At 57.6% G+C, this 22,648-nt stretch carries 11 protein-coding genes; 3 read left to right on the forward strand and 8 right to left on the reverse strand.

Annotation, left to right across the window (positions count from 1 at the left end; all coding sequences use genetic code 11):
• Positions 1–227: 227 nt before the first annotated feature.
• The gene (locus M3089_RS07795; protein WP_249083143.1) at positions 228–3,110 is read right to left on the reverse strand and encodes a glycoside hydrolase family 2 protein; all 2,883 of its coding nucleotides are present in this window, start codon (positions 3,108–3,110) and stop codon (positions 228–230) included.
• Between the two features lie 224 nt (positions 3,111–3,334).
• Entirely contained in the window at positions 3,335–5,908 is a 2,574-nt protein-coding gene (locus M3089_RS07800) for a rhamnogalacturonan lyase family protein (protein WP_249083146.1), read from the reverse strand.
• A gap of 260 nt (positions 5,909–6,168) precedes the next feature.
• Between M3089_RS07800 and M3089_RS07805 the strand changes: the two genes are divergently transcribed.
• Positions 6,169–8,550 carry a C10 family peptidase gene (locus tag M3089_RS07805; RefSeq protein WP_249083148.1) on the forward strand — a complete coding sequence of 794 codons (2,382 nt, stop codon included), beginning with the start codon at positions 6,169–6,171 and terminating at the stop codon, positions 8,548–8,550.
• 304 nt (positions 8,551–8,854) lie between these two features.
• On the opposite strand, the gene M3089_RS07810 is transcribed toward M3089_RS07805, so the two are convergent.
• From M3089_RS07810 to M3089_RS07835, 6 genes are all read right to left on the reverse strand, one after another.
• Positions 8,855–10,921 (reverse strand): TonB-dependent receptor plug domain-containing protein, encoded by a 2,067-nt coding sequence (locus M3089_RS07810; protein ID WP_249083150.1) that lies wholly within the window; start codon positions 10,919–10,921, stop codon positions 8,855–8,857.
• Positions 10,922–11,285: 364 nt separating this feature from the next.
• Entirely contained in the window at positions 11,286–12,692 is a 1,407-nt protein-coding gene (gene dnaA / locus M3089_RS07815) for a chromosomal replication initiator protein DnaA (protein ID WP_249083152.1), read from the reverse strand.
• Positions 12,693–13,497: 805 nt separating this feature from the next.
• Positions 13,498–14,400, reverse strand: coding sequence for an MlaD family protein (locus M3089_RS07820; protein ID WP_205109043.1), 903 nt, complete (start codon positions 14,398–14,400; stop codon positions 13,498–13,500).
• Positions 14,401–14,412: 12 nt separating this feature from the next.
• Positions 14,413–15,822, reverse strand: a complete 1,410-nt coding sequence (locus M3089_RS07825) for an N-acetylmuramoyl-L-alanine amidase family protein (protein ID WP_249083154.1) — start codon at positions 15,820–15,822, stop codon at positions 14,413–14,415.
• A gap of 53 nt (positions 15,823–15,875) precedes the next feature.
• On the reverse strand, positions 15,876–16,256 hold the full coding sequence (gene folB / locus M3089_RS07830; RefSeq protein WP_205109040.1) for a dihydroneopterin aldolase: 381 nt from the start codon (positions 16,254–16,256) through the stop codon (positions 15,876–15,878).
• Between the two features lie 105 nt (positions 16,257–16,361).
• A complete protein-coding gene (locus tag M3089_RS07835) occupies positions 16,362–18,926 on the reverse strand; it encodes an adenosylcobalamin-dependent ribonucleoside-diphosphate reductase (RefSeq protein WP_249083156.1) in 2,565 nt (854 codons plus the stop codon).
• 931 nt (positions 18,927–19,857) lie between these two features.
• On the opposite strand from M3089_RS07835, the gene M3089_RS07840 reads away from it, so the two are divergent.
• Positions 19,858–21,231: a tryptophanase gene (locus M3089_RS07840; RefSeq protein WP_205109037.1), complete on the forward strand. Its 1,374-nt coding sequence runs from the start codon at positions 19,858–19,860 to the stop codon at positions 21,229–21,231.
• A gap of 604 nt (positions 21,232–21,835) precedes the next feature.
• Positions 21,836–22,573 carry a nitroreductase family protein gene (locus tag M3089_RS07845; protein ID WP_205109035.1) on the forward strand — a complete coding sequence of 246 codons (738 nt, stop codon included), beginning with the start codon at positions 21,836–21,838 and terminating at the stop codon, positions 22,571–22,573.
• Positions 22,574–22,648 lie beyond the last annotated feature (75 nt).

Here is a 22,648-nt window from a genome sequence, read left to right on the forward strand (position 1 = left end):
ATGCCGCATATACATCCGCCACCATCCTAAAAAAAGCCCCCGGCACGGCAGGGCAACGCCGCCCCCATGTTGCATGCTTACAATGCAAGGCAGCAACATCATGCCGGCGGCGGCCATGCAAGGCATGCTGCCAGACGCATTCCTTGCGGCCTGCATCTACCGATGCACATGAAAAAGCCGGCCCCGTGGCTTCTATGTTTTCAAGCCACGGGGCCGGCAAATGCACATCAAAGATTTTTCAAGAATTCAATCTCGACAATCTTAAGCGAGTTTTTGCCTTTCACGGCCTTGTCGTTGTTCCGGGCGTCAAGCTCCTGCACGGCGCCGAAAGCATCCTTTGTGGTGCTGGCCCCACGCGAACGTATAGTGATGGTGTTGGTCTTTGGGGCATTCTTCAGCGGTATGTGTATGTAGCTCAGCGCCTTGGGCGTCCATCCCTCCCACACGAGCGAGTCGCCCGCATAGACAGCTATCGGGTATGTAGTAGAGCGGAAGCCCTTCATCTTCACACAAATGTCGTCAATCTGCGTGTTCTCGGCCAGCGTGTATGTCACCCAGGCAGAGTCGAGGCGGTTGCTGCTCTCCCACGACGTGTTCTCAAACGTGTCGAAACTCAGGCGCACGTCGTTGCCGCTGCCGGCCTTGGCCGACACTATCTGCACCCCGCGGCGCCACTGGCTGAACGACGGTTCGTCGGGAGTCTCGCCGCGGTCGAGCACAGGCTTAAGCCCGTCGGAGGGCAGCCACCTGGACAGTCCGTCGGCCACTTCGACTGCAGACGTGCGCAGTGTTATCGTGGCTGGGGCCATGCCTTCGGCCTTGGCCGTGAGCTTCACGGTCCCGGCCTTGGCGAGCGAGCGCAACATGACACGGTTGACGCCGCACTCAACAGGCAGGGTGTCGCAGAGCACATGGTTGTCCTTGCCCTTGGCCACACCTCCGCGCCACTCGGCCGGGCCGTCGAGCTCAAACTTTATCAGGCTGTTGTCGAGCGGGCAACGGCGCCCCTGCTTGTCGACCACCTCGACCTGGACGAGCGCAACGTCGGCCCCGTCGGCCTTCCAGCCCGTGGGGTTCTCGATGGCAGTGAGCTTAATGTGGTCGGCAGGGCCCGATGTCTCGAGCGAATACGACGACACTTGGCGCCCCTGCCTGTCCATGCCGATGGCCGTCAGCCTGTCGGCGGCATACTTCAAGTCGTTGAACACATAGAGGAACCTATATTTGTGCTCCGTGGGGGCTATGCGCTGCCCGCCCTGCTCGAGCACCACGCTGTCGGCATTCGACACCACATAGACCGTAGGTATCACCTCGCCGGGCTTATAGTTCCAATGGCCCACGATGTAAGTGCGCGGCTTTAGGTCGTCTACCCATCCGTCCCACATCACCTGGTGGGCAAAGAAAGCATCCTTGGGCACCCTCATTGGGTCGACAACACCGCTCACCCTGTAGTTGTCGGCCGAACGCCCGTGGGTCTGGGTGTCGCTGAACACAATCTTTGCGCCGCCCGAATTGACCTTTGTGCCCGAGCCCGGCCGCTCCAGCCAATACTCATACCAGCGTGCAACAAGCTCGCGGGCAAACTCATCGTTGTTGTGGTTGTAAGCGTCGGCAGGGGCGTTGCGGTAGAGCGGGCCGTCGCCCTCTTTGTGGAAAGGATACGACCATGAGTTCCAATACCAGCGCAAAGCCTCGTCGCGGCAGTACTCCATCATCCACATCGGCTTGGTGTCGCTCTTGTTGACATACAGCATCTCGCCGCCATACTCGGCCTCGGGACGGTCGAGCATCTCGCGGCTGCCTATGGCGCGCCCGCCGTTGGGGTCGTACTGGTCGCGTATGGCTTTCATCGAAATCATGTGGTCTTTCGATATCTTCTGGTTTCCGCACTCATAGAAAAGTATGCTTGGGTTGTTGCGGTTGTAGATGATGGCGTCACGCATCAGCTCCTCGCGCTGCTCCCAACGGCGGCCTTCAACGTCGCGCTCGGCGTCGCCGGCCGGCATGGCCTGTATCAGGCCCACCCTGTCGCACGACTCCACGTCTTGCTTCCACGGCGTGATGTGCATCCAGCGCACAAGGTTTCCGCCGCTCTTCACCATCAGGTCGTTGGAGTAATCGCTCAGCCATGCCGGCACAGACATGCCCACCCCGGGCCACTCGTTGCTTGTGCGCTGTGCATAACCGTGCAGCATTATGACCCGGTCGTTGAGATAAACCATGCCGTTTTTGAACTCGGCCTTGCGGAAGCCCGTGCGTGTTACCACCTCGTCGGCCCCAACTGTTGTCTTGACATCGTAAAGGTAGCCGTATCCCCAGCTCCAGAAATGCAGGTTGTAAGCCCTGCACTGGGCTTTCAGTATGGCTGTGCCGTGGGCCGGAATGGTCACCTCCTCGCTGGCAAAGCCGCAAACCTCGGCTCCGTCAAGCTCGTTGACGGCCACTTCGAGGCGGCGCGTCACAGGCCGGTCGGTCTCGTTTTTCACCTCGCTCTCAACGCAGATGGTTGCCTGCCGGCCCTTTATGTCGTAGTCTTTGGCATAGATGTACACGCCGGTGGTCTTCAGGTTGCTGTAGAGCGGCAGCGTCTGGTAGACGTCGTCAACCACATGAAGCCTCACATTCTTGGTAAGTCCGCCGTAATTTGAGTTGAAGTTGTTGTTGTTCCATTGGAATGTTGAGTTCGTAGAACGCTCGTGGTAGCGCCAGTCGTTGTCCGTTCGAACCTCTATCTCGTTCTTCCCCTTCTTTAAATAAGGCGTAAGGTCGAAGCCAAAGGCCATCACCCCGTTTTCATGGAGCCCCACCCGCTCACCGTTGAGGAACACCTCGGCAGCCTGGCGGGCGCCCTCAAACTCAATGAAGACACGCTTGCCCTCGGCGCTCTCGGGCATGCGGAACGTCTTCCGGTACCATATCACCGAGTCACTCATTTGGTTGATGTACACCTTGAAGGCCTCGTCTTCATTCCACGCATGCGGAAGGGTGACGAGATTTTTCTGCTTTTCGATTCTCCAGCCGGAGTTGAAGTTGTATGTATCGCGCGCCTCGGCATTCATAGCCAGCGCGATACCCCCGACAATAAACAGGTTCCTAAAAAATATTCCCATATTACTTATATAGTTTGCTTTGTGTATCTGAGTCCCAGTCTAAGCTGCAATGAACCAAGGGAACGCTCCCGAGTGCAGCTTATCTTATGCAAAGATAATGCAAACGAGAGGAATGCAAGCTGGCTTGCACATTCCCGAGTGCAGCTTATCTTATGCAAAGATACGACAAAACCACCATAAGCAATATGGGAATATCGTACGATTATCGTGTCAAACGTCCATTTTTAGCGCTTGATGAGCTTCTTGACGTAGCGTCCGCTTGCAGATTCCACGCGCAGCACATATATGCCCTCGCGGAGGTTTCCGAGGCCGTCGACAGTCAGCCTTGAGCTGCCTGCCACACCATACTGCCTGCCGAACACTTGGGCACCGGCCGCATTATAGATGCTTACAGCCACGTCTTGCTGTCCGCTGACATTGACGTCGATTGCAATCTGGTCTGCAAAGACACCGCCAACCACTCTTGCCCATCCGCCATCGCCGGCAGTCGAGGCATCCACTATGCCCGAGGGGTCAACGCAGTTGATGCGGATGGTATCATACTTGGTGGAATTGTCGACGACGTTGGCACCGCTCTTTATCACAAACTCATACAGACCTTCCATCATAGGCGTGCCCGACAAGGTGAATGTCTTTGTTGTATAGGTGTTGCGAACAAACTTGAATCCCTCCGGCGCGGTCTTTGTCTCGGTACCGTCGGGTGCAATGCAGTTGTAGAGCGAAGGCGCGTTGCTGTTCACCCACCTGCATTCAATGTCCTTGATGGGCTCGCCCAAGGCGACGGTCTGCTCAAACCCACCCTCGCCCAGGACGGCGTAACGGGTAGAGAAATAGTCGGGCAGGTAATAGCCGAGGTGAGGAGGCTGGTTGTAGGCCACATTCTGCCATGCCACTCCGAGGCGGTAGACATGGTCGTGCATCAGCGTCGGCACACGGAAGTCTGTCGGTACGTTAGTCGTAAACACATTGAGGTGGGCAGCGTCGCTGCCATCCCAGAATATCAACTCTTCGCGCCAGTCGCCGAGAATGTCGGCCTGGAGGTTCGGAGTGTTCTTCGTTCCATTGCAGGTCGACGAGTTTGCTATGTCATAGAAGTTCTTGCCGCTGATGGGGTAAATGCGTTCAGTGCCGTCGCCAATCCATTTGTCCATCTTGTTTCCGTCAAGAATCTCGTCATCAAGGTCGCCGTCCCAGTATGTACGGAAGTTGACCGTCGTCGACTTCGTGCTCACCACGCTTCCGTCGACGGCACTGCGTATGCTCCGGTCGTTCGACGACCAGAACTCAAATCCCCTGCTGTTCAAGTCGATGTCGGCGGCAAGGCCACGGCCGTTGTCACCGCTTCCCTTTGAATAATGCAGTATCTCGCCCGTTGCGGCATCGTGGATGTTCCACCCGTAAGGCGAACTTTCATGCACGGTGAACACCTCCAGGCCCGGACGGTCGGGCATCAGGTCGCTCAGGTGCATGGCGTCGCCATGTCCGTAGCCCGTGGCATAGAGTTGCTTTCCGTCCTGGTCGATGGCGCAGCCGCCCCAAACAATCTCATCACACCCGTCACCGTCGACATCGCCCGCCGAGAGGTTGTGGTTGCCATTGCCGTATGCCGTATAGCTGCCTGTGCCACTCGTGCTCTTGCCGGGCATCTGGGTAAAGTCGTCTGCGTCGGGATATGTCACCGTGTACTTGGTCTTCGACTTGGCCGAATGCAGCCACTTGGTGGTTATCTCCTTGCCGTCGAAGCCCACGGCCCATAGGAAGGCAAACGTATAGTAGCCTCTAACGAACACTGCCGAGGGATTCTTGTCGGGGCCGTCGAGATAGGCCACCGTTGCCAGGTAGCGCTCACCGCGGTTGCCATACTCCTTGTCTTCCTTGCCGCTACGGTCGTCCCAGTTTACAGTCCATCCGGGAGCGCCGCCATATCCCATGGCCCTGTTCGGGTTGTAGAACACGGTGTGCATGGCCTTGCCGGTCTCTCCGTCGAACACCGTGAGGTATTCCTGGCCCCCGGTCACCTTCCCGCTGCTGTTGCGCCAGTCCTTCTCGTTGTCGGCCGACTGTATGTCGGGGTCTGTTGCCACCGAGTTGACATAAGCACCGGTGGCGTCCTTGCTTCCCGTAGCTGTCTTGCACATCATCTCGGCCTTGCCGTCGCCGTCGAAATCGTAAACAAGGAACTGGGTGTAATGGGCCCCGGCGCGTATGTTCTGGCCGAGGTCGACGCGCCACAGCTTGGTGCCGTCGAGCTTGTAGCAGTCGATGAGCACATTGCCCGTATATCCCGAATGCGAGTTATCCTTCGAGTTTGACGGGTCCCACTTAAGTATTATCTCGTATTCTCCGTCACCATCCACGTCGCCGACGCTGCAGTCGTTGGGCGAATAGGAATAAGCGCTGCCCTTGACGTTGCCGTCGGCAGGCTTGTCGAGGGGTATCTGCATGTACAGGTTCGACCATCCTGTCACCGGCTCGGAGCGGTCTACCTCAACGCCATTGTGCTTGGCGACCACCTGGTACTCACTTGACGTAAAGCCGTTGACGTCTACATAGTTGGTCTTGTCCACTATGTCTTTCTTCACAACCACCCCATCGCGCAGAAGGTCGAAGGTGGTCAGGTCGTCGTCGGTGCCGAACATACGCCAGCTGACGAACATACCGTTGCCCGAAGATGCAGGCACAGCCACCACGCCACGGGTCAGATGCTCCATCCGACTGACAGGCGTATTCTGCGCATCTGACACTGTTGCCGTTGCCGACAGCAATGCGGCAACTGCATAAGATGTAAATTTGCTCATATCTGGAAATTTTGTTTGTTGCTAGTTATTGGCTTCATTTTGTCATTGCAAACTTACGCATAATATTTGAAAAGACAGGCAAAATTAGTCAAAATGCAACATACTTTAACTCTGTACAGGAGCTCATTGCTTATAACACACTGTTAACCATAGTTAAACAAACACCAAAACACCAAACAATCGCTTAAATTCCTTAACTTTGCAAAGTATCGGATTATGCATAAAATATCACAGAAAGCCAAATTCAAACATAATAACGTATGAGAAAATCACTATTGATCATTGCCCTAACCTTACTGGCAAACGCAGCATGGGCAGGACAGATAACAACTGAGCAGGCGAAGACCATCGCCAGCAAGTTCTTCAACAGCAACACAGGAATGGCCAAAGCGCCTGCCCAGGGAGCCTCTGCCACGATAAGGCTCGCCCATACGTCAAAAGCTTACTACGCCTTCAACCGGGGCCAGAAAGACGGCTTCGTCATAGTGGCCGCCGACGACCGCGCCGCAGCCGAGGTGCTGGGCTACTCTGACGAGGGCACTTTCAGCGCCGACAACATGCCCGAAGCCATGCGCTGGTGGCTGGGCGAATATGAGCGCGAGCTCGAACACGCCGCCGGCAGCGACGCCACAAACAGCAGAGACAAGCTCAAAAGGGCCTTGCCTGTATACGATGCCATTGCACCGCTTACAAAATCGAAGTGGGACCAGAACTCTCCCTACAACTCTCTCTGCCCCACCTACTACGGGGTGAAGTGCCCCACGGGATGCGCCGCCACCGCCCTGGCACAGATAATGTATTACCACAAGTGGCCGCAAACCGGCAAAGGATACCATGCTTACGCCTGGTATGTCAACGGGCAGAAGGCCGGCAGCCTGTCGGCCGACTTCAGCCAGAGCACGTATGACTGGGAGTCGATGACCGACACATACAACTCTACGAGCACACAGGCATCGAAGAACGCCGTTGCACGCCTGATGTACGACGTCGGCGTGGCCAGCGACATGCAGTACGGGCCCTCAAGCAGCGGCGCAAGCAGCATAATCAGCCTGGTGGCATTGGAGAAATACTTCAGCTACGACCCAAGTGTCAACATGTTGTCACGCGACTACTACGGCATTGAAGAGTGGAACGAGATGCTCTACAACAGCCTTGCAAGCGGCTACCCAATATTCTATACCGGACTGACAACAAAGAACGAGGGCCACGCTTTCGTCATCGACGGATACAAAAACGGCTATTTCCACCTAAACTGGGGATGGGGAGGCGTGAGCAACGGCTACTTCCTGACAACGGCACTCGACCCCTATGAGCAGGGAACGGGAGGCGCCGCGTCGGGCTTCAACTACGGCCAGGAGGCCGCGTTGAACATAAGGCCGGCCGAGACGGGGTCTACATACGAGCCGCTTATGTACTGCACGGGCAGGTTCGCTGTGTCACCCGCCAACACGGCTTCGTGGGCCACGGTGACCTTCAGCGGCGGATTCTACAACTACACCAGCATCACCTGCAACATGACCCTTGGGATAATGGTTGAAGACGCCAACGGCAACAGCACTTTCCTCGAGGTTTACAACACTACGGTAAACTACAGCCCGGCCACTGGCTACAACGCAATGAATGTGCCAATGAGCAATTTCCCGCAGGCCGAAGGCACCTACAAGGTATACCCCGCCTACCGAGACAACGCCACAGGCACGTGGTACAAGATGCTCACAAAGATAACGCAGCGCCAATACATAGTCGCAAAGACCGAACAAGACGGGTCTATCAAATTCTCATACCCGACAGAAAGCGAGCCTGAAATAACCACGACGGCCATCAACGCCACGTCGACCCCGTATGCCGGACAGCAGTTTACGGTAGAGGCTACACTAAGCAACAGCGGCAAAGAATATGTGGGCAACATTCAGCTTGCCATAGCGCCGCAGGGCTCTTTGCAGATAACCGACAAGTCGGAAATAACACTCATCGACGTGCCACAGGGCGAAAGCGTCAACCTGGAGTTTACCATGACGGCCCCGAACGCCACCGGCAACTACGACCTCTTAGTGATAACGGAATACGGAACGCCGTTGGGCGACAGTCAAACAATCAGCGTGACCGAGACGCCATCAGGCCAACCGAAGCTCACAATGGCAGCGCCGATTGCCATGGCCGACGCCGACAACGCCTCGGCCGACGACATCACGTTCACTGCCAGCATCGGGTGCACCAACGGTTTCTACGGCGGGAAACTGTATGCTTACCTGTTCCCGCAAAACAACTCGCACGGAACCACTTATTTCATAAGCAACATTTACATTGGGAAAGATGAAAAAAAGACGGTGACATTCAACGGGTCGCTGCCCAACGCCAAGGCCGGCGACAAGTTCAAGGTGCAGGTGTTCAGCCTCAACGGCCTCACACCGCTGACCATCGGGCCTGACAGCAACAACTCGCTCACCATCACCATCGGATCAACATCGGGCGTAGAGACGGCCCATACCGATGTGGACACAATGCACGACATAGCCATATTCAACCTTGCCGGAACTTGCCTGAGGCGCCAAAGGGGCACAGAGGCCGACCTCTCGGGGCTCGCTCCCGGAGTATACATAGTGAAGACAGACGGCGAGACCAAGCGTATAGTCAAGAAATGACAAAGGGGCTGCCGCGGCAGCAACTACCTACAACGGGGGGCAGGTGCCATTGGCGCCTGCCCCCCGATGCGTTCTGACATACACCCATCGGCACCGTCAACCGTCGACACGGCACCGATGGCCACGCCACTGCCAACTTGCGGCATTGGCTGCACACACAGCGAGAGGCCAAGACCAATGCCACGGCAACAGTGTGACTGGTGGGCGAAGCCGCCGGCGCCGCCCAACGAAAAGGCCGGAAGGCCCCCGCATGCGCATGGAACACATGGGTGCAGGGCGCGCTTCCGGCCTGACAGTGTCACTGTCACAGTTCGACAGAGGCCCCGGCCACAAACCAGAATCCTGGCTGCGGCACATTGCCATAGTCTACGTAAGTAGTGTTCAGAAGGTTGTTGGCCTCGACATACATCTTGCAAGGCCTTACCAGCCACTCCAGCCGCGCGTCGGCCACGGCATAAGGAGAATACGACTGCTTCATACCACCCGTGTCGGTGTATATCCCCGTGCGGTCTTGCCAGCGGCAGCTAAGCCCGAGCGAGACGTTGCGCACCACGCTGACGCCAAGCGAGGCCACCAGCTTGTGGCGCAGATACTCTAGCGAATACTTGCTCTCCAGGCCGTCGGTGTTGGCCTTGTCCTGGTCGATGTAGCCATAGCTGACGGCCAACGACCGCAACACATGCTGCGAAGGCATGAGCCGGTCGAGCCCCAGCCTGAGCGAGGCTTCCACGCCCAAGGCATTGATACGCGTGAAATTCACCGATTCCCAAGAAGCATCGGGCCCGTCGGACGTATGGCGCACCCAGTCTATCATGTTCTTGTAACGGTTGTGGTAAACCGAAGCCTCGGCCTGCACGGCCCCCGAGGCATACCTAACGCCGCCCTCAAAGGCCGTCAGCTCTTCCGGCTTCAGGTACTTGTCGGCCTTGTGACCGTCCACCGAATAATACAGCTCAGTGACCGACGGCATGCGCAACGACGTGTTGCACGAGGCAAACACCGTCAACGAGCGGCCTATGGCATAGCTGATGTCGACACCCGGATAAACCCTCATGTTCATGTCGTTCCATGAGTTCTTGGCCGCCACGAGCCCTGCCGAGACCGTCAGTCCGCGCCAAACCACATTGTGCTCAAGCATCAGGTTGACGTTTGTGCGGTTCAGCCCATACTTATAGTCACGGTCGGTGCCATGGATATGATGCGGCCTTGACAGCGGTTCGCCGAGCTTGGTGCTCACCACGTCCTCGTTGCGCAGCTCTGCCCCGACCGAGGTACGGCCCAGGGGCGAGTCGAAATATCCGCCCACGCTGACGCCGAACACGTCGGAGCGGTGATAGTTGAACGGGCTCTTGACTTCCGAGCCACGGAAATACTCGAAGCGGTCGGCGCCGTGATTCCAATATATAGAAGAACGCAAGCGGAACGCCCCGGCACGGGCCTCGGCCTGCAATGCGGTGTATGTCTTCATGGTGTGCTCAAACTGGTCGTCGGACGAGACGCCGTAGAACGTGTTGGCCCCGCAGTCTTTTATGCTCATGCCGGCGTGCCAGCGCACGGCGATGCCATCGCCTGCATAGGCGCCTTGGTAAAACGCCTTGCCGCCACTGTAGTCGGCATTGAGCCCTCCCGCCTTGTTGCGGCTGTAGCCGTCGCTCCGCGTGTAGCTGCCCGAGATGCTGTTGCCAGCATTGCCGCCCGACAGTGCCAGCCTCACAGCTGCCGAGGCATAGCCATAGCTTCCGCCCTCGGCGCGCGCATAGGCCGAAGTACGCATTGGCGAAGAAGTGACGATGTTGATGGCACCCGAAAGCGACGATGTGCCGTAGACTCGGCCGGCCGGCCCTTCCAATACTTCAATGCGCTCGATTTCAGAAATATCAACAGGGAAATCGAAGGCATTGTGCCCCGTTTGCGGGTCGCAGATGTTGACGCCGTTGAGCAATATGGCTATCTGCTCGTAGTTTCCGCCCCTGATGCTCACGTCGGTCTGAGCGCCTATGGGGCCGCGCTGCCTCACGTCAACGCCGACGGCGAGCTTCAGCAAGTCGTTTACACTCTGCGCTGGCGCAGTGGCAATGTCCGCCTTTGTCAGCACACGAACCATTCTCACGGTGCGGCCGGAGGCCAGCGGCGCCCTCGTGCCGGTCACACTGACCTCGCCGAGAATCATCTCCCTGTCTGTGGCGGCCGCTATGGTGTCAGCCTTGATTGGCTTGATGCTGACGCCTTTGGCCGTGGCATGGGTAAGGGTGAACGCACTCAGGGTGCTTATCACCACCTCACGCCCCAAACAAGCAAAGAGTGAATAGCCCTTGCGACCGAAACGGCGGAACACAAAGACCTCGCGCTTGTAGAAATTTGGTTTGTACATTTGATTGGTAATTAAAAATAAAATAACATGCCCGGACTTTTTGCCGGGTTTGCAAAGATAAGCAAAAAAGGCGAAACCACAGAAAGAAAATGCCGCAACATGGACACAAGGCAAGGACAACTGGAATGAGGGGGCTGCATTGCTCCCGCGGCGAACACTATGGACGACAAAGCAAACACCCTCGTTTCGCAACAGGCAATCTACGCATGGCAACGGCATACGGCCGTAACCGCCCCCGCAGCCCAGGCCAATGCGACGTGGGCGCCAGCCGCACCCGGGCGCCACGCCATGGCCATAGAAACGACGAAAGGCTGCCTTGTCTGGGGCAGCCCTATTCGGAGAGAGGAACGCTGTGGCTCACCGCCTATTTCTTAAGGCGGAAAGCGTTCTCTATGCTATTCATTTCTTCCACGAAAGCCTTGTCCACCTTGAGCCTCTTCTCTATCGTTGAGCAACTGTGGATGACGGTCGAGTGGTCGCGGTTGCCTATCAGCTGGCCTATGCGCGAGGCCGGCATCTTGGTGTACTTCTGCGCGAAGTACATGGATATCTGCCTCGTCAGCACATAGTCGCGCTTGCGGCTGCGGCTGAAAACGTTCTGTGTGGTCACGTTGAAGTGGGCGCACACCTTCTCGAGAATGTCGTCGACGGTGAGCGGCCGGTTGTCTATCTTCACCGCGCGCTTTATCACCCGCTCCGCCAGACGCATGTCGATGTTGCAGTTATACACCACCGAGTAGGCCAGGAGCGAGTTGATCACGCCCTCAAGGTCGCGCACGCTGCCGTTGGCCGTAGAGGCAATGAAGGTGATTACGTCGGTCGGTATCTTCAATCCGTCGCGCCGGCACTTTGAGTTAAGTATGTCGACACACAGCTGCACGTTGGGTTTCTCGAGCTCGGCGATAAGCCCGCAGCTGAAGCGGGTGAGCAACCTGTCTTTCATTCCCTGCAGGTCTACGGGCGGCCGGTCGCTGGCCAGTATTATCTGCTTGCCGTTGCGGAACAGGTGGTTGAATATGTGGAAGAACGTGTCGAGCGTCTTGACGGCCGTGGCCCACTCCTGAATGTCGTCGACAATGAGCATGTCGATGGTCTGGTAGAAGTTGATGAAATCGTTGACGCGGTTCTGCCTCACAGCATCGGTGAACTGCACCTGAAACAGGCGGGCGCTTACGTAGAGCACCCTCTTCTGCGGATAGAGCTCCTTGCAGCGCACTCCGATGGCGTTGACAAGGTGGGTTTTGCCGCATCCCGACGGCCCGTAGATGAAGAAGGGGTTGAAAGTAGACTTCCCCGGGTGCTCGGCAATAGATATGCCGACGGTACGCGGCAGCTTGTTGCTGTCGCCCTCGATGAAATTAGAGAACGTTTGGCGGGGGTTGAGCTGGGGGTTCAGCCCTTGCGGCACGGCGGCGTCGAGCGTGGTGGGCGCCTGGTTGGCCCTTGCGGCGCGCGGCGGCTCAATGTCGGCAGGCTGCTCAGCATCGACTTCCTGGGTGAGATGGTGCTCCTGGTCGGTCACTATGCGGTATCGCAACACCACGTTCGCCCCGAAACAACGGGCCAACACCTTGTTGAGTAACCCAACGTAATACTGCTCCAGGTACTCATAGGCATAATGGCTTGGCACCTGCAACAACAATGTATTGGTCGAGGCCGAAAAAGACTCGAACACTATTGGCGCGAACCACGTTTTGAATTGCTGCTCCGTGACGTTCTCCCTGATCAAATCAAGGCACTTGCCCCAAAGCGCCTTATGACTGTTTACCATTTGGCGTTGCTCATTACTTAATTAAAGCCGATGCTGATTTCGGTGTGCAAATATCGCAATTTTTTCTGAAACAAGCAAATCCGCGCGTTTTGGCCTTCATGCCTCTACTGCATGTAACGTGCTTATTTACGGGCAGTTAAACGCAAAGTGGCGCCATGCCACGGGTTTGCGCTGTTGCAAGATTGTAACATCTTGGAATACAACGGATTGTTACCGGGATGCCGCAGGCCGGACGCGCATGCCGACTATGGGCCGCAATGAGGCCGAAACGGGCTTGTATCAAGCGTTTGCGACTCAGCGAAGGCAACACTCCGAAAGCGGTTTCTTATTTAGACAAAATAAAAATTAGGTACTGCAAAGCCGACATTGCAATTGCAGGCGGCCCGCGCGGCGACGTCACGTTGGCATGCTAACCATTGGCGGCCATGGTCATGGCCGCCAAGCCCCATCAGGCCTTTCCCCCGCCGTATGGCTGTGGCTCCAACACAGCCACGCGCCATAAGCGCGAATGGCCGCCCGCAGGCATATTGGCCCGCCACGGGGGCAGCCTCGCAGATGCCCGGATGCCAAAGACTGTGGCCTGCCTGCAAATCAACCGCATCGACACCGTTTGGACACCTGCGGCATGCAGAGTTTCAGAACGGGCCGTTCGGCATTGCGATATGGGCCGTTTGACGCTGCAAAACGGGCCGTTTTACAACACCAAAAGCCCTTCGGTGCAACACGCTGGCAGGCAGCGACTTGCACCGAAGGGCCCCGGTCGTTGCAAAAGCCCGCGCCAACCTTTGCCACAGATGGCAACAGGTCATTTGTCTTTCCGCCCAAACACCGAGAAGTGTACGTAGCGCTTCGGGTGCTGCCTCAGGTCGATCATGAGCGAGTCGGCGCTCTTGACAGTGGAGTTTAGGTTGTTGTAGAGCGACGGGTCGCGCATGAGCAGCCCCAGGGTGCCCTCGTTGCTATTCAGCTTGTCGGTCATCTGGCGCACATTCTCGAGCGTTGCGTCCACGCGGGCCATGGTGGCTGCCACGTCGAGTTCGCTCAGGTTCTTTGTCAGCTTGCCCGTGTTGTCGAGTATTCCGTCGGCCTTGGCCATCATGCCCGGCACTCTCTTGTTGAGCCCGGCCACGAGAGTGTTTAGCTGGGCAGTGGTGGTGGTGAGGTTCGACGTTATCTCGTCGACGTTGTGCAGAGAGTTCTCCACGGCCGGGTCGGCCAGCAGCACGTTCAGGCGCGCCATTATCGAGTCGAGCTTGGGCAGCATGCGCTCTATCGCCGGTATCATGTCGGCGGCCTTGCCGAGCATGCCCGAGGCCTTGCCGCCGCGTATGGTGTCGCCCACGGCCACACGCTCCACGGGGTTGTTGGCCAGCATCAGGTTTATCTTTACGTTGCCGAGCATGTCGCTCTCTATCTCTGCCGTCGAGCCTTTTGGCAGCCTCAGGTTCTTGTCGAGGCCTATCTCGGCCACTATGTTGCCGCGCCTACCGTAGTCGTAGACAATGTCCTTGACCACCCCGACCTTGTAACCGTCGGCATAGACGGCGCTTGAGGCAGAAAGCCCGCTTATGTCGTCGAACGACACATAATAGACATCCTCATCTGAAAACAAGCTCAAGCCTTTCAGAAACTGCAGTCCGAAGAACAGCACTACCACCCCGACGATGGCCACGAGGGCTATCTGCACCTCTCGATTGAAGAATTTCATAAGCTTTATGTCTTATTTCTTGTTATTTCGGTTTTGCTTAAACTCACGTATGGCTGCCGCCACGTCGGTGCGCAAACCGCCTTTGAAGGCCACGATGAACGCCTCGGGAAACTTGTCGAGCACGCTCTTGCGCAACCGGTATATCTCGTTGTAGTCGGCAGAAGAGCCGTAGGTGTATTTATACAGGCCTCCGTCTTCATAGCATTCCACGCCGTCGAGGCCCTTAAACTGCTTGCTTCCTGCCGGCAGGCTGTTACCGCTGGCCATTATCTGCACCTTGAACACCGGCACGTCGGGCTGCTGTGCATCCGGTTGGCGGGCCGGGGCCGGCTGTGCCTCGGCGGCTTCGGCCACCTTGGCTGCGCCATTGCCGTCGGCTGCCATGGCGCGGCTGCCGTCGGCACCGGGCCTGGCAACCTCATCTCCGGCCTTGGCTGCCGCCTCGGCAGGCGCCTGCTGCTCGCCGCCACGGGCCTTGGCAAGGTCGGCGGCTATGCTCGCGGCGTCGTCGCGCACGGCCTTTGCCTCCTCGGCCTCTTCTTTCTCGCGCTTACGCCTTTGGCGTCGCGTCTGCCTGGCTGGCTTGTCCTCGTCGGGCACAACGCTGGGTATGCGTATCTCGTCGTCGGAGTCAGGCTGGAAGGGCACGGTGACCGAACGGTCGTACTTGCGCTTGTAATCCACGAAAGCCTTGTATATGCCACGCCCCAGGGCGTCGACGCCGTCGGAAGAGTTGAGGTAGTTCTCCTCGTCGGGCGTGGTTATGAAGCCGAGCTCTACGAGGCAGCTGGGCATCGACGTCTCGCGCAGCACCAGGAACCCGGCCTGCTTGACGCCCTTGTTGGGCCTGCCGGCCTCGGCGCAGGCGCGTTTCTGCACATATTTGGCCAGCTCTACGCTCTTGGCCATGTTGCGGTCTTGCAGAAACTCGAACATGATGTAGCTCTCAGACGAACGTGGGTCGAACCCCTCGTAATGCTGCTTGTAGTTGTCTTCGTACAATATCACCGAGTTCTCGCGCTTTGCCACGTCGAGGTTGTCGGCCACTCGGTGCATTCCCAGGGTGTATGTCTCCATACCCCGGGCAATCTTTCCCTTGGGCAGGGCGTTGGTATGAATCGACACAAACAGGTCGGCCTTGTTGCGGTTGGCAATGTTGGCCCGTTCGTGCAGGGTCACGAAGACGTCTGTCTTGCGTGTGTATATCACCCTGACGTCGGGGCAGTTGCGCTCCACATAGCGCCCGAAGGCCAGCGCCACGTTAAGGTTGATGTTCTTTTCTTTCGAGAACTTGCCCCGCGCCCCGGCGTCGTTGCCTCCATGGCCGGCATCAATGACCAGCGTGAAACGCTTGTTTGCCGCTACAACCACAGTGGCAAACAACACTAACAGACCCAATAACGCAACGTACCTTTTGCCCATATCGCATTTAAATTATGCAAAAGTAGCTATTAATCCACAAAAACCCGAACAATTCAACGAGTTTTATTATTTATTAAGTGTATCTCGACACCGGCCCCGAGGCAATGCGCCCCCATGGGCGGATTGACCTTGGTGACGCTCAGGTCGACGGAGGTGATGGCGGGAAACGCCAGCAACAAGGCGTCGGCAATGCGCCCGGCAACATGCTCGAGCAGCTTTGAGGGCACTGCCATCTCGCGTTTCACCACTTCATATACATCGGCATAGCTCAACGTGTCGCGCACATCGTCGGTTATCATTGCCCGCTCGATGTTGTAGCCCAGCCGCAGGCTCACGATGAAGTCGGCCCCCACTACTGTCTCCTGCGGCGAGACGCCATGACGGGCGTGGAAGCGCAATTCGCGCAAAGATACATAACTTGACTCAATGACCATAGTTGCTGATTGACATGATTGTTTGGATTGACACACAGGGCCAACGCGCCACTGAAGGCGGTGCGGCCGCCCCGGCCCCTGTGGGCGAGGCGGCCGCCATGCCTGCTATCCGCAACGGCTGGCTCCGCAGTTCTTGCATATCAGGCAACCTTCCTGATATACGAGCGACTCGTGGCCGCATACGGGACACTTCTGGCCCTTGGCCTCGGTGCCGTCGACCACATATTTCTTCAATGCGCGCTCAACGCCGTTCTTCCAAGTGTTGATGCTCTCATTCTTGAGTTGCAGAGATCCCACCAGCTTGATGACGTGGGCGATGGGCATGCGGTAGCGAAGCACGCCGCTGATGAGCTTCGCATAGTTCCAATACTCGGGGTTGAACTTCTCGCTCAAGCCCTCGACGGTTGTCTTATACCCGCGCTTGTTCTCAAACTGGAAGTCGTAACGGTGCTTCCCGTTCTCATCGGTCTGCTTGATAATCTTGCCCTTTGTCACAGTCTTGGGCAGCACAATGCCCTCCTCGTCGTCCTGAAGGCCGGTGAAAATCTCGTAAGGATATCCATTGAGCAGGCCCACGAAAGCCACCCATTTCTCCTTGTTGTTCTGGAAACGCACCACGTCGCACTCCAGCTCCTTGGGCCTAACCTCGGTCACTTCGGGCTGCTTGCAGGGCGCGGGGTCTTGCGACAGCGACGCCCCGTCGGCCTTCTTGTCTTTTTTCGACACGGATATCATCACGCCCGAGCGGCTTCCGTCGCGGTAGATGGTGCAACCCTTGCACCCCGACCGCCATGCTTCCACATACAGGCGGTTGACGAGCGCCTCGTCGACATCGGCCGGAAGGTTGACCGTGACGCTTATCGAGTGGTCCACCCACTTCTGTATCGCGCCCTGCATACGCACCTTCATGAGCCAGTCTACGTCGTTGGCCGTAGCCTTGTAGTAAGGCGACTTGGCCACGAGGTCGTCTATTTCCTCCTGCGTATATTTCTTCTTGGTGTCGTAGCCGTTGACGTCCATCCATGTGAGGAACTTGTGATGGTACACTATGTACTCCTCGAACGAGTCGCCAACCTCGTCGACAAAGTCGACATGAACGTCGGGATCGCCGGGGTTCACCTTGCGGCGGCGCTTGTATACGGGCATGAACACCGGTTCGATGCCGCTCGTTGTCTGCGTCATGAGGCTCGTAGTGCCGGTGGGGGCGATGGTCAGGCAGGCTATGTTGCGGCGCCCGTACTTGGCCATGTCCTCATACAGCTGCGGGTCGGCCTCGCGCATCCGCGCAACAAAGGGGTTGTTCTTTTCGCGCTCGGCGCTGTATATCTCGAACGCGCCGCGCTCGCGGGCCATGTCGACAGACGAGCGGTAGGCGGTCAGGGCCAGCGTCTTGTGAACCTCGACCGAGAAATCCGTTGCCTCTTCCGTGCCGTAGCGAAGGCCCATGGCGGCCAGCATGTCGCCCTCGGCCGTGATGCCCACGCCCGTGCGGCGGCCCATGCCGCTCTTGCGCATTATCTTTTCCCACAAGTGGCGCTCGGCTCCTTTCACCTCGGCGCTTTGCGGGTCGCTGTCTATCTTGGCCATTATCATGTCAATCTTCTCAAGCTCCAGGTCGACGATGTCGTCCATTATGCGCTGTGCAGCGCGCACGTGGGCCCTGAACAGGTCGTAGTCGAAACGCGCGTGGGGCGTGAACGGGTCGATGACATAAGAGTAAAGGTTGATGGACAAGAGCCGGCACGAGTCGTAAGGGCACAGCGGTATCTCGCCGCAGGGGTTGGTAGAGACGGTGCGGAAGCCCAAGTCGGCATAGCAGTCGGGCAGGCTCTCACGGATGATAGTGTCCCAGAAGAGCACTCCCGGCTCAGCGCTCTTCCAGGCGTTGTGCACAATCTTGCCCCAAAGGTCCTTGGCGCTGATTTCCTTTCTGTACTCGGGCGTGTCGCTGTCGATGGGGAACTGCTGCACGTAAGGGCGGTCGTCGATGGCGGCCTGCATGAAGTCGTCGTCTATCTTCACCGATACATTGGCTCCGGTCACCTTGCCTTCGGTCATCTTGGCGTCTATGAACGCCTCGCTGTCAGGATGCTTTATGCTCACCGAAAGCATAAGCGCACCGCGCCTGCCGTCCTGCGCCACCTCACGGGTAGAGTTGCTGTAGCGCTCCATGAACGGCACGAGGCCTGTCGAGGTGAGCGCAGAGTTGTTGACGGGCGAGCCCTTCGGGCGTATGTGCGACATGTCGTGCCCCACTCCGCCGCGCCTCTTCATCAGCTGCACCTGCTCCTCGTCGATGCGCATGATGGCTCCGTAAGAGTCGGCATCGCCGTCGATGCCTATCACGAAGCAGTTGCTGAGCGAGGCAATCTGGTGATTGTTGCCTATGCCGGTCATGGGGCTGCCGGCAGGTATGATGTAGCGGAAGTGGTCGAGCAGGTCGAACACCTCGCGGGCTGTCATCGGGTTGGCATACTTCTTCTCTATCCGGGCAATCTCATTGGCTATGCGCCAGTGCATGTCTTCGGGCGATTTCTCGTAGATATTGCCGAAGCTATCCTTCATGGCATACTTGTTCACCCACACGCGGGCTGCCAACTCGTCGCCACCGAAATATTCCAAGGAAGCGGCGAACGCCTCCTCATAAGTGAATGTCTTTCCTGAATCCATTGTGATGTTTATGTTAGCTGGGGCAAAGTTAGGCACTTTTTATGATATAAAAGAATATTTTCGGGGAAAACTTTTTGGGCTCGCGCAGCCCGCAAGTTGTCCGAAACAGATAACATTTTAACCCTCACCAAGATACGGGTGAAACATAAAGATAAACGTCATTCGGCGCCGCCGTCGGGGGCTCGCGCATGTGCCGCGAGCTTGCTTCGGCAGCGCGGTTGCGGCAGGTGCCAACCGGCGGGAAACGGCACGGCCACAGTGGCTGTAAACTTTTTTGTGCTTAGCGCCACGGCGGGGCACCGCTTCGTAACCACCTGGTACACAGCAGGTTGAAGACGCGGCTCGTATGACCGTGCGAAACGGCCCGTATCACTGGCCCGAACGGCCCATATTGCAAAGCCAAACGGCCCCGGCGGCAAGGCCAAACGCCCCGTGCGACCAACATGCACGATAAATGTAATAAAAGAATACCTGCCGGAGCACGCCAACGAACAGGCCGGGCACTGTAGCGGAATGCGGCACAAAAGCATCCGCCGCAATGACGGCGTTGTCTTTTTCTGACCACATCGAATGCCTGCAGGGCCACCGGGCGGACGCCACGATGCAGCATTAAGCTACCGCTGCAGGGCCGGCGGCAAAGTGGCACCCACATGCCTGCAAGGCGGGGCGGCGCACACGGGAGCTGCCATCGGCCGGAGTGACAACTCTGCCAGCCCACCACCATGCCATGGCGGCAATGGGGGCAGAGTGAAAAAACTGTATGACGGGAATGCTATTTTTTTGCCCCGCACCGACTGCATTTCACTTATATTTTGTATATTTGCAGCATTAAAAGCCACAAAAGCCCCACAGCGGGCCACCGAGCACCGCAAAGCGGCCATGCCAAGGGGCCGGGCCAGACTAACCGTAAAACAAAACCAAAAACAAACCTATGGAACTACCCTTTGCTGAATCTTGGAAAATCAAGATGGTGGAGCCTATCCGCAAGAGCACGCGAGAAGAGCGCGAGCAATGGATTAAGGAGGCTCATTACAATGTGTTTCAACTGAAAGCCAACCAGGTGTACATCGACTTGCTCACCGACTCGGGCACCGGGGCCATGAGCGACCGCCAATGGGCGGGCATAATGACCGGCGACGAGAGCTACGCGGGGGCCGACTCGTTCTTCAGGCTGAAGGAAACCATCGAGCGGCTGACCGGTTTCAAGTACGTGATTCCCACCCACCAGGGCCGGGCGGCCGAGAATGTGCTCTTCTCTTACCTCGTACACGAGGGCGACATCGTGCCCGGCAACTCGCACTTCGACACCACCAAGGGCCACATCGAGGGCCGAAAGGCCATCGCCTTGGACTGTACCATCGACGAGGCCAAGCAAACCCAGCTCGAAGTGCCGTTCAAGGGCAATGTAGACCCGGCCAAGCTGGAGCGCGCCCTTGAGGAGCATGCCGACCGGATACCGTTCATCATAGTGACCATAACCAACAACACGGCAGGCGGCCAGCCCGTTTCCATGGAGAACCTGAGGCAGGTAAGGGCCGTGGCCGACAAGTTCCACAAGCCTGTGCTCTTCGATTCGGCACGCTTTGCCGAAAACGCTTACTTCATCAAAACGCGCGAAGAGGGCTACGCCAACAAGACCATCAAGGAAATAACACGCGAGATGTTCGCCATGGCCGACGGCATGACGATGAGCGCCAAGAAGGACGGCATAGTGAACATGGGCGGATTCATTGCCACCAACAGGCAAGACTGGTATGAGGGGGCCAAGGGCTTCTGCGTGCAGTTTGAGGGATACCTGACTTACGGAGGCATGAACGGGCGCGACATGAACGCCCTGGCCATAGGACTCGACGAGAACACTGAGTTTGACAACCTGGAGACACGAATACACCAAGTGCACCACCTTGCCGAGAAACTCGACGAATACGGCATACCCTACCAGCGCCCGGCCGGTGGCCACGCCATCTTCGTCGACGCGCCGAAGGTGCTCACCCATGTGCCCAAAGAGGAGTTCCCGGCACAGACGCTGACCATCGAGCTGTACCTCGAGGCCGGCATACGCGGCTGCGAGATTGGCTACCTGCTGGCCGACCGCGACCCCGTGACCCGCGAGAACCGCTTCGACGGGCTCGACCTGTTGCGCCTTGCAATACCACGCCGCGTATACACCGACAACCACATGGACGTGATTGCCGCCGCCCTTAAGAACGTTTACGACCGCCGCGAGCAGGTGACAAGGGGCGTGCGCATTGCATGGGAAGCCCCAATAATGCGCCACTTCACCGTGCAACTGGAAAGGTTGTGATTGCCACCGGGCAACGATGTAAAACAGCCGCCGCAACGGGATGCCCGCCGCGGCGGCTGTCTCTTTTTACCGTTAACGCACATTGCAGGGCGCAACGGTAGAAAACTGTTGCTGTGAATATGGCCGGCCTGCTCCGTGAATGGCTTACCCGGGCGCGACGCGACAAGGCGGCAGGCCGGATGCCGGAGCCTGCTGCCACCGACGGGGCCTATACGGCAAGCTGCTTTTTCTGTAAAGACATTTCGCCGGCCGGGGCATCCGGCGCAACCTGCTGGCCGGCAGCACGTTGCAAAAACACATGTTTTGCCTTGCAATACAGCCCGTTTTGTCGTCCGGAACGGTGCATTCCGAACGACAAAACAGGCCGTTCGGCCGGCGGCCAAGGCAAGCGTAGCTTGGCTGTCGGCCAAGTGTAAGTTTCTTTTCCCAACAAGCCAACGCATCGCCATGGCCACGGCCACATGCCAACAAACGCTCAGCTACCGGCGGAGGCATGCCTCTGACGTGAGGACAAAGCCTTGAAAAAATGCGAAAAACACATGGCCGGAAGCATAACAAAGGAAAAATATGCGTAAATTTGCATCATGAATCAATGCTAAGAGACATGGAAACAATAAACACACGGCGGACTATCCGCAAGTATTCTGACAAGGACGTGAGTGAAGAATTGCTCGGGCAGCTGCTCAGCCAGGCCGCCCGCACGCAGACAATGGGCAACCTGCAGCTGTACAGCGTGGTGGTGACGCGCTCCAAGGAAGGCAAGGAGAAGCTGGCGCCGGCCCACTTCAACCAGCCAATGGTGACTGAAGCACCGGTGGTGCTGACCATCTGCGCCGACTATAACCGTACGTCGGTATGGTGCCGCAACAGGAATGCCGTGCCGGGATACGACAACTTCCTGTCGTTTATCAATGCGGCCACCGACGCGCTGCTCTATACGCAGACGTTCTGCAACCTTGCCGAGGAAGCCGGACTGGGCCTGTGCTACCTCGGAACGACTGTCTACATGCCGCAAATGATCATCGACGCCCTGAAGCTGCCGGAACTGGTGATGCCCGTTGCCACGCTAACAGTGGGCTGGCCGGCGGAAAACCCGCCGCTCACCGACAGGCTCCCGGCCGAGGCTTTCGTACACAGCGAGACCTACCTCGACTACACCAAGGCCGACATCGACCGCCTGTATGCCTACAAAGAGGGGCTGGAGGAGAACAAACACTTCTGCGAGATTAACCACAAAGAGACTCTCGCGCAAATCTTCACCGACATTCGCTACACCAAGAAAGACAACGAGGCCATGTCTGAAGGCATGATGGAGGCACTGAAAAAGCAGAAGTTCATCTGACCGTACCCATCGCCAGAGCCCACGGCCAGACGCCCACACGCCCTTAAACGGCAACAGGCAGGCAGAACCTACAGG

Source organism: Marseilla massiliensis, assembly GCF_023336985.1.
Taxonomy (GTDB): domain Bacteria; phylum Bacteroidota; class Bacteroidia; order Bacteroidales; family Bacteroidaceae; genus Prevotella; species Prevotella intestinigallinarum.